Source organism: Planktotalea sp., from assembly GCF_039984035.1.
Classification (GTDB): domain Bacteria; phylum Pseudomonadota; class Alphaproteobacteria; order Rhodobacterales; family Rhodobacteraceae; genus Planktotalea.
In genome coordinates this window covers 1-8,833 of record NZ_JBDWVM010000408.1, presented here as the reverse complement: position 1 = coordinate 8,833, position 8,833 = coordinate 1, and the positions used below count along the sequence as shown (strand labels likewise).

The 8,833-nt window shown below is 55.1% G+C and carries 8 protein-coding genes; 4 read left to right on the top strand and 4 right to left on the bottom strand.

The window, feature by feature from the left end; all coding sequences use genetic code 11:
• From ABJQ89_RS17840 to fba, 3 genes are all read left to right on the top strand, one after another.
• Positions 1 to 1,301: dihydroxyacetone kinase subunit DhaK (locus ABJQ89_RS17840; protein WP_348497505.1), on the top strand; the 1,301-nt coding region annotated here is incomplete at its 5' end.
• Positions 1,302 to 1,315: 14 nt separating this feature from the next.
• Positions 1,316 to 2,275: a class 1 fructose-bisphosphatase gene (locus ABJQ89_RS17835; protein ID WP_348497504.1), complete on the top strand. Its 960-nt coding sequence runs from the start codon at positions 1,316 to 1,318 to the stop codon at positions 2,273 to 2,275.
• 12 nt (positions 2,276 to 2,287) lie between these two features.
• Complete coding sequence (gene fba, locus ABJQ89_RS17830) at positions 2,288 to 3,325, top strand: class II fructose-bisphosphate aldolase (protein WP_348497503.1); 1,038 nt, start codon at positions 2,288 to 2,290, stop codon at positions 3,323 to 3,325.
• Positions 3,326 to 3,572: 247 nt separating this feature from the next.
• Here fba and ABJQ89_RS17825 read toward each other — a convergent pair whose 3' ends face one another.
• Positions 3,573 to 3,800 (bottom strand): DUF1127 domain-containing protein, encoded by a 228-nt coding sequence (locus ABJQ89_RS17825; protein ID WP_348497502.1) that lies wholly within the window; start codon positions 3,798 to 3,800, stop codon positions 3,573 to 3,575.
• Positions 3,801 to 4,048: 248 nt separating this feature from the next.
• On the opposite strand from ABJQ89_RS17825, the gene ABJQ89_RS17820 reads away from it, so the two are divergent.
• On the top strand, positions 4,049 to 5,125 hold the full coding sequence (locus tag ABJQ89_RS17820; RefSeq protein WP_348497501.1) for an Mrp/NBP35 family ATP-binding protein: 1,077 nt from the start codon (positions 4,049 to 4,051) through the stop codon (positions 5,123 to 5,125).
• On the opposite strand, the gene ABJQ89_RS17815 is transcribed toward ABJQ89_RS17820, so the two are convergent.
• From ABJQ89_RS17815 to ABJQ89_RS17805, 3 genes are all read right to left on the bottom strand, one after another.
• Positions 5,122 to 6,885 carry a SulP family inorganic anion transporter gene (locus ABJQ89_RS17815; RefSeq protein ID WP_348497500.1) on the bottom strand — a complete coding sequence of 588 codons (1,764 nt, stop codon included), beginning with the start codon at positions 6,883 to 6,885 and terminating at the stop codon, positions 5,122 to 5,124. The genes ABJQ89_RS17820 and ABJQ89_RS17815 overlap by 4 nt on opposite strands.
• A gap of 14 nt (positions 6,886 to 6,899) precedes the next feature.
• Positions 6,900 to 8,489 carry an alkaline phosphatase family protein gene (locus ABJQ89_RS17810; protein WP_348497499.1) on the bottom strand — a complete coding sequence of 530 codons (1,590 nt, stop codon included), beginning with the start codon at positions 8,487 to 8,489 and terminating at the stop codon, positions 6,900 to 6,902.
• Between the two features lie 5 nt (positions 8,490 to 8,494).
• Positions 8,495 to 8,833 (bottom strand): TRAP transporter large permease subunit (locus ABJQ89_RS17805; RefSeq protein ID WP_348497498.1); only part of this gene is annotated, 339 nt, incomplete at its 5' end.

Below are 8,833 nucleotides of genomic sequence, written 5' to 3'. Positions count from 1 at the left end.
AAAATTATACAGGTGACCGGCTAAACTTTGGCCTTGCCGCTGAACGCGCACGGGCCTTTGGGCATAAAGTGCGCATGGTCATCGTGGACGATGATATCGCCTTGCCCGATCTGCCGCAGGCGCGCGGCGTTGCAGGTTCATTGTTCGTGCACAAGATCGCAGGCGCGATGGCCGAAAATGGTGCCAATCTTGAGGCTTGCGCCCTCGCGGCGGAACGGGTCATCAAATCAACCCGCACAATTGGGATGTCGCTTGATACCTGCACAGTTCCGGGATCGCTGAAAGAAGAACGTATTCCCCACGGCATGGCTGAATTGGGCCTTGGCATTCATGGCGAAGCAGGCGTCGAACAAGTCGCCTCCAACGGTGCGGCAGATGCGATTGCCAAAATGAACGAAAAATTGGCCGAAGGCATGCCGAAAACACCCCATGTTGCTTTGATCAACAATCTGGGCGGCGCCTCATGCCTCGAAATGTCGATCCTGACCAACAGCTTGCTCCAGTCTGATCTGGGCGCACATATTCGCCATGTGGTCGGCCCCGATGCCATGATGACAGCGCTGGATATGCATGGGTTTTCGATCTCTTTGATGGAACTTGCAACGGGTGATGAAGATCATCTGGCCCAATCTGTTGATGCGCCTGCATGGCCGGGCATAAACAAGGTTGGCGAACCCGACGTGCTACCGCTGCCAGATGGCTTGTCACCAATTCGCGCACCTGCATCTGCACACGATGCGACCAAAGCGTTTTTGACAGGATGTTGTCAGGTTTTGATCGAGGCCGAAGCAGATCTGAACACCTTGGATGCAAAGTCTGGCGATGGCGATACGGGTTCAACACTGGCAGGGGCGTCGCGAGCGCTGATCGATGCGATGGACAGCTTGCCTTTGGCGGATCACACACAGCTTTACCGCGCGATTGGTTTGGAGTTGAGCCAAACCATGGGTGGCTCATCGGGCGTATTGCTCGCGATCTTCTTTGCCGCTGCGGGGGATGCATCCTCCTCTGGATTGCCAATGAAAGATGCTCTGCGCACTGGACTTGATCGTATGCGTCAAATCGGCGGGGCAAATCCCGGGGATCGGACCATGATCGATGCTTTGCTGCCAGCTCTTGACGCTTTGAACACTGACATGACTTCCGCAGCCGCCGCCGCGCGCAAAGGTGCGGATTACACTGCGACCTTGACCTCTGCAAAGGCAGGGCGCGCCAGCTATATCAATGCCGAGCAACTGGATGGTCACGTTGATCCGGGCGCTGAGGCAGTAGCGCGATTGTTCGAACACCTCGCGAGCTGAATAAAATGAAATCCATGACATTGAACGCTTACCTCGCCTCTGAGGTAAGCGACCCTGATCTTATTGACCTGATTGATCGTATCGCCAGCGCCTGTTGGAAAATCGGGCAGGTTGTTCGGGATTCGGCCCTAGATGGAAATCAAGGTCACGCAGGCACAGTGAACCCGCAAGGGGAGGAGCAAAAGCCGATTGATCTCATCGCGGATGATATCTTTCGAACCTCTTGCGTGCAGAACTCGAACGTAGCGGTTCTGATTTCGGAGGAAGTCGAGGACATCACCACGTTGAGCACAGCGCAAAGCGGGGGATTTGTCGTCGCCTATGATCCGCTGGATGGATCGTCCAATCTGGATGTCAATTTATCCGTTGGCTCAATCTTTGCGATATCGCGTTTGGGCGCAGATCTTGATCCCTTGCCAGAGGGGCGTTCGCTCGAATGCGCAGGCTATGCGATCTATGGCCCCTCGACGATGCTGGTCCTCACCTTTGGCGCGCGCGTCGTTGGGTTTACGCTCGACGTCACTGCCGAGGACTATGTGTTGACGCAAGCCGACATGCGAATTCCTGCCGAAGCCTCGGAATTCGCGATCAACGTCTCGCGCTCGCGCCATTGGGATGCACAGGTGTCTGCCTATGTCGAGGGCTGCATCGCGGGGCCCACTGGTCCAAGGGGCAAAGCGTTCAACATGCGCTGGACAGCGTCGATGGTCGCGGATGTTCACCGCATACTCATGCGCGGAGGTGTGTTTCTCTATCCCACAGATGCGGAAAATCAGGCGCAGGGTGGCAAATTACGATTGTTCTATGAGGCCTTTCCCATGGCCATGATCACCGAGGTCGCAGGCGGGCGGGCCTCAAATGGCCAAACGGATATTTTGGACGTCACCGCAACAAGCGCGCATCAACGCACCTCTGTCATCTTAGGCGCGCGCGACGAAGTCACCCACTTCGACACACTCAAATCTCATACATAGAAAGGTCAGACCTTGGCTTTGATCTCGCTTAAACAGTTGATGGATGACGCCTGTCTCCACAGCTACGCCATTCCTGCGTTTAACGTTAACAATATGGAGCAAATGCTCGCGATTATGGGGGCGGCAGATGCCGTAAATAGTCCGGTGATCATGCAAGCTAGCCGCGGTGCACGCGCGTTTGCCAATGATATCGTGCTCGCACATCTCATCAAAGCAGCGATTGAACTCTACCCGCATATTCCGGTCTGCATGCATCAAGACCATGGCAATTCGCCCGCGACATGCATGTCGGCAATCACCAACGGATTTAGCTCTGTGATGATGGATGGATCGCTGGACGAGAGCGGAACACTTCCTACAACTTTTGAACAAAACACCGCAGTCACGGCGAAGGTCGTTGAAATGGCCCATATGGTTGGCGTGTCGGTTGAAGGGGAAATTGGCCATTTAGGGAGCTTGGAAACGGGCCGCGGCGAGGCGGAAGATGGGCATGGTTTTGAGGGGGCGCTTTCCCGAGATATGCTTTTGACCGACCCTGGTGAGGCCTGCGATTTTGTCGAGCAAACCGGCGTAGATGCGCTCGCCGTGGCGATTGGAACCTCGCATGGCGCTTATAAATTCTCTCGTAAACCCGATGGCGACATTCTCGCAATCGATCAACTGCGGAAAATTCACGAAAAGATTCCCGATATCCCCTTGGTCATGCACGGGGCGTCATCGGTGCCGCAGGACCTTCAGGACCTCATCAACGCCCATGGCGGTGAAATCTCCCCGACTTGGGGTGTGCCGGTCGAAGAAATCCAGCTCGGGATTCGCCATGGCGTTCGAAAAGTAAACGTAGATACCGATCTTAGATTGGCGTTGACGGGCTCGATTCGACAGAATTTGCAACAGGCGCCCGCAGAATTTGATCCGCGAAAATACCTGAGCAAAGGCATCCAAGCGATGCAAACACTTTGTGAAGAGCGATATATCGCGTTCGGATCAGCCTTTCGCGCCTCTAAGATCAAAGCGCTCCCCTTGAGCGAAATGGCGCGCGTTTATCAATAACGCGCGACCAGCGCAGGCCATGCCTGCGCGCCGCGAAATATCTATCTTCCAAAAACAAAAAAACGGTGATGTGTGGGAGGACACATCACCGTTCTTTGAAACAAGTTGCTTAATGGGAGGAGGAAGCAACTCGTTAAGTCTGATCTAGCGTTCTAGACCGTATTTGTTGGCGGGGTACGAGGGAGGAGTGTACCGCCGCCAGAAACAACAGGCTCTAATGGGAGGAGGAGCCTATCGTATTCTATTCTTATTTCGCGCCGTATGCCGCTTCGTATGCAACGCTACGGATGTTTGCGTAGCTCAGGCCCAAGTCAGCCAATTCACGGCCGGACAATGCGCTCAATTCGCTTACTGTTTTTTTGTAAACGGCGCGTGCTGCGCGTGCTTCTTGAACCTGTGTCCAAACTGCTGCGAACTTGTCTGCGAAGGACGCTTGGTTTGCGTTAACTGATACTGTGTCTGTGAAGAAAGCCATTTGCTTAATCCTTGGTAACTCGTTGTGTGAAGCAGTGTTGCTTGCTGTTGAACTGAATATGAGGGTTATGCTGCGAATGCACAATAATCGTTTCGGCAATGCTGCTATGCAGAAACCGCATAGGAGAATCCGAGCTATGTGATTGCTATTTGAGCTTTGATTTGGGGTGGATTCGAAAACTGGACCGCTGCCCCTTGCGCCTGCCTGCAAAGCTGCCAGATATGGCGCAGGTGTTTGGAGTAAGAACCATGAGCAATCTTGAAACTGATATTCGCGCAGCATTGGCGAAACTGGCTTTGCCTGACGGCGGCGATCTGATCAGCCGCGATATGATCCGCGCATTATCTGTTGATGATGCAGCAGTGCGCTTTGTTATCGAAGCGCCGAGCCCGGAGGTTGCTCAACACATGGAACCTTTGCGCAAGGCCGCAGAGGCCGCTGTTAGCGCCGTTGCCGGATCGCGCACAGTGGCTGCAGCCTTGACGGCACATGGTCCAGCCGCGCCAAAGCCTGCGCCGCCTAGCCTGAAAATTGGAGGCCATCCCAAACCACAAGAGGGCGGCCCTGCGCCGGTCTCTGGTGTTGATCGCATCTTGGCAATTGGCTCTGGTAAGGGCGGCGTTGGCAAATCAACGGTCTCTTCCAACCTCGCAGTTGCGCTTGCCAAACAGGGTCGCCGTGTGGGTCTGCTCGATGCAGATATATACGGCCCGTCCCAGCCGCGCATGATGGGCGTCAACAAACGCCCCGCAAGCCCCGATGGCAAAACCATCATCCCGCTCAAGGCGCATGGCGTCACCATGATGTCCATCGGCCTCATGATGGACCCTGACAAAGCTGTTGTCTGGCGTGGTCCAATGCTCATGGGCGCGCTTCAACAAATGTTGGGGCAGGTCGAATGGGGCGAGCTTGATGTTTTGATCGTCGATCTGCCACCAGGCACGGGCGATGTTCAATTGACGCTCTGCCAACGCAGCCAAGTGACTGGCGCGATTGTGGTTAGCACGCCGCAGGATGTGGCGCTGCTCGATGCACGCAAAGCGCTTGATATGTTCGGCACGCTGAAAACACCGATTTTGGGCCTGATCGAAAATATGTCTATGTTCAAATGCCCAGATTGCGGCTCTGAGCACGCGATCTTCGGGCAGGGCGGCGTTGCTGCCGAAGCCGAGCGTTTGAACGTTCCGCTCCTTGGCGCGCTGCCGATCGATCTAGAAACGCGCCTCGCGGGCGATAGCGGCACCCCCGTTGCAGCGGGCGATGGCGAAATGGCCCAAGCCTACGCGCGCCTTGCCGAAGGTTTGATCAAAGGCGGCATGGCCTAAGCATCGACGATAGTTTCATCTGCACTTGGTCGCATCGCGCATTCTGTAAAGACACGCGCGATGCACCCCGTGCAGGTCTTGGAACGCACCTTGGAAATTGCCGCGGCAATTGCAGCGCCCTTATTCTCAAACACGCGATCTGCCCCAATGATATCAATAAGGCCGAGGTCTTTGAGACGTTTAGCTAAGGGCGGATAATGCGCGACCACGAAAATATCTCCACCTGCACCGCGCCGCCGTTCGATTTCCTGTTCAAGCAATTCAACGCCCGCCAAATCCACATCACCGACCCCGTGCAAGATCAAAACCAGATTGTTTTGATCTGGTCTGCTACGAGAGAGCCGTCGAAATTGCGCATTGATGGCATCCACTGATCCAAAAAAGAGCGGCCCGTCCAGACGCGCGATTAAAACGCTGGGGCATTCTTTGAGACCAAACATCTCTGCATTCTTGATCTTGCGCTGCTCCATGCTCGGATCAGGCGCGCCAATCGCCAAAATTGGATTGGCGCTTTTGCTCAGGAAAACGGCCAAAGAGGCGACAGTTCCCACATAAATCGCAAATTCCAAAGAGACGAACAGACCGGTCAAAAATGTCAAAGCCGCGATGCCTGTTTCGCGCGGGCTGGTGCGGATCAAATGATGGAACTCCGCAAAGTCTAACAATCGGTACGCAACATATAGGATCAAACCTGCCACCGCAGCGATTGGAACGATCTCGACCAGAGGGCGAAAAATCACAACCATCAGCACGAGAAAGACAGCGGCAAAAATGGCGGCGAGCGGACTACTTGCGCCAGCCTCCAAATTAACGCTGGAGCGTGTGAACGAGCCAGACGCAGGATAGCACTGGAACAGACTTCCAACAGCATTAGACAGGCCCTGGCCCATGACTTCTGTGTTGGCCGAAAACTCACTGCGCGTGCGATGCGACAGGCTGCGCCCAATCGCGATGGCTTCTAACAAACCAATCAGTGAAATTGCAAAGGCGCTTTCCATAAGATCGGCAAGATGCCCTGTGTTTGCCCAAGGCAACTGAAACGAGGGATAAGCTTCAGGGAGCGCGCCGACAAAGCGTAGATTGGCTGCGCTCTCGCCCATCATCTGTACGCTGAGCGTGCCCACGACAAGCGCGATCAAAAATCCGGGCCAGCGCGGCAAAAAGAGACGAAACAAAATCACAGTGGCGAGGGTCAATGCCGCGCAAAAGAGCGCTGGGATGCTGAGGTCAGCCAGATGCTCAAGAAGCGACCCCAGCCGCCCGATAAAGCCGTGACCATCCGATGGTGGCAATCCCAACGCTGGTCCCAGCTGGCTGACCGCGATCAAAAGCGCCGCAGAGGCAGTGAATCCCGTCATCACAGAATGTGACACAAATCCCGCCAGTCGCCCGACGCGGACGAGCGCAAAAAGGATTTGCAGAACCCCCACCATCAAAGCAAGCAAGATGGCGCTTTGAATGAACTCGGGCGAACCGGGTGTCATATTTCCAGCGAGCGAGGAGAAAACAACAGCCGAAATCGCGGTCGTCGGCCCCGAAACCATAACCAAGGAGGAACCAAAAAGCGCTGCAATGATCGGCGTGATCATTGCGGTGTAAAGGCCATGCTCAGGCGGCAATCCTGCGATGGCGGCAAAGGCGACGGCTTGTGGCAGGACAATCGCCGCGCCTGTCAAACCCGCAAATGCGTCTGCCTTGAGCGATGAACGGGTGACATGCGCCACCCATTCAAACTCGGCTAGGTTTAGGTCCCGCTTCATGGATATCTTTCAGCCTAGGGCGCCCATTTGCCAATAAGAATGCCCGACGTGTCTTCGTCCCGTCGCAGGGCATAAACACCTTCATCGGTCATGGTGACACGGTTCTTGCGGTCCGTAAGCCGCTCAAGCAGCCGCGCGTGCATGTAACGGCGCTCAGCGTCATAATCTGGGTGACGGCCCAAATCGTGGAACTCGTCAGGATCGTTCTGCATATCAAAAAGCTGCGGTGGGAAGCCTTTGAAATGGACGTATTTCCAGCGGTTTGTCCGCAGCATATAGCCCCGTGCATCCGAGGCCCCCAGGTTGAGCGTCTCGCGCGCTGCGTAAAACCCATAATCGATTTCAGAAAAGGCCGCATCGCGCCACCCTTCAAGGTTCTCGCGCCGAAGGATAGGCATCAATGATCGTCCCTCAAGCCGATGTTCTGCCGATGGCGCACCCGTCGCCTCTAGGAAGGTTGGCACAAGATCAATCGCTTCGACCAAAGCATCGCTCGCGGTGCCGCGCGTCGCATCTGCCTCTGGGCGAGGGTCGTAGATGATCAATGGCACGCGCACCGATACCTCATGGAACAGCTCTTTTTCGCCCATCCAATGATCGCCCATGTAATCCCCGTGATCAGAGGTAAAGACGATCATCGTTTTCTTGTCCTTGCCAGTTTCTTCCAGCCAGTCGAACAACCGCCCAAGGTGATCATCGATCTGTTTGATCAACCCCATATAGGCGGGCAGGACAGTCTCGCGTGCGCCCTGCATCGAGAAGGTTTCGCTCACCTCCATTCCCATGAAGGCACCATAAACAGGGTTGGGATCGCGTCGCTCATCTTCGCTGCGCAGAACAGGTTTCAGCGTCTCAGGGCCATACATATCGTGATAGGGAGCAGGGGCCATGTAGGGCCAATGGGGCTTGATATAACTCAGGTGGCACAGCCACGGGGTGTCGCCGCATTCTTCAATAAAATCCTTGGCGCGCGCTGTCATATAGGCGGTTTCTGAATGCTCCTCTTTGACCCGCGCAGGCAAATTGGAGTTCTTCAAATGCCAACCCGTCAGGATTTCACCATCCTCGCCCTCGGCCGCATTGGCCCAGTCGTTCCAGGGGTTGTCCCCGTCATACCCTTTGGAACGCAGCCAATCATTGTACCGCAACGTGCCACCCTTTGCTTTCAGCACCTCATCAGGATGCAAACCATCATCTCGCTCATAGGGATCAAACCCCTGTTGGCTAATCTTGACGCCGATCTCTGAACTTTCGTTCAACCCGAGCCGCGCCATGCCTTCTTTGTCGGGCACCATATGGGTTTTGCCGACAACAGCAGTTTTGACGCCAAGCGGTCGCAAATAGTCGCCAAGCGTCAGTTCACCAACGGGCAGGGGCACGCGGTTCCACGTCGCGCCATGGCTGAAAACAGTACGCCCCGTATAACAAGACGCGCGCGAGGGCCCGCAGACTGGCGATTGCACATAAGCGCGATCAAAGCGCACGCCTTTTTCAGCCAGCCGGTCGATGTTTGGCGTATGCAAATGGGGATGGCCATAGCAGCTTAGGTAATCCCATCTGAGTTGGTCAGCCATAATAAAGAGGACGTTTTTCACTTTGGTCACGATGCTTACCTCATCAATGATGGCAAAAAGGTTGCGATGGACGGGATAGTCAGAACGAGGATTAGACCGATCACGAGGGCAAGAATGTAGGGCAAAACGCCCTTGAATATCTTGCCGAGCGGCACCTCTGGCAGCACGGATTTCACCACAAAGACATTCATGCCGATGGGCGGTGTGATCAGGCCGATTTCGCTGACGAGAACGACCAAGATACCAAACCAGATCATATCGACCCCGCTGGATGTCAGTGCGGGCAGGAAGACAGGAACCAAGAGCACCAGAATGCCAATCGCTTCAAACACCATGCCCATCAAAATCGCGATGACGCAGACAAAAATCACGAG

Coding starts and splice junctions, on each gene's coding strand:
- ABJQ89_RS17835 (WP_348497504.1), top strand. CDS start 1,316: ATGACATTGAACGCTTACCTCGCCTCTGAGGTAAGCGACCCTGATCTT.
- ABJQ89_RS17825 (WP_348497502.1), bottom strand. CDS start 3,800: ATGGCTTTCTTCACAGACACAGTATCAGTTAACGCAAACCAAGCGTCC.
- ABJQ89_RS17820 (WP_348497501.1), top strand. CDS start 4,049: ATGAGCAATCTTGAAACTGATATTCGCGCAGCATTGGCGAAACTGGCT.
- ABJQ89_RS17815 (WP_348497500.1), bottom strand. CDS start 6,885: ATGAAGCGGGACCTAAACCTAGCCGAGTTTGAATGGGTGGCGCATGTC.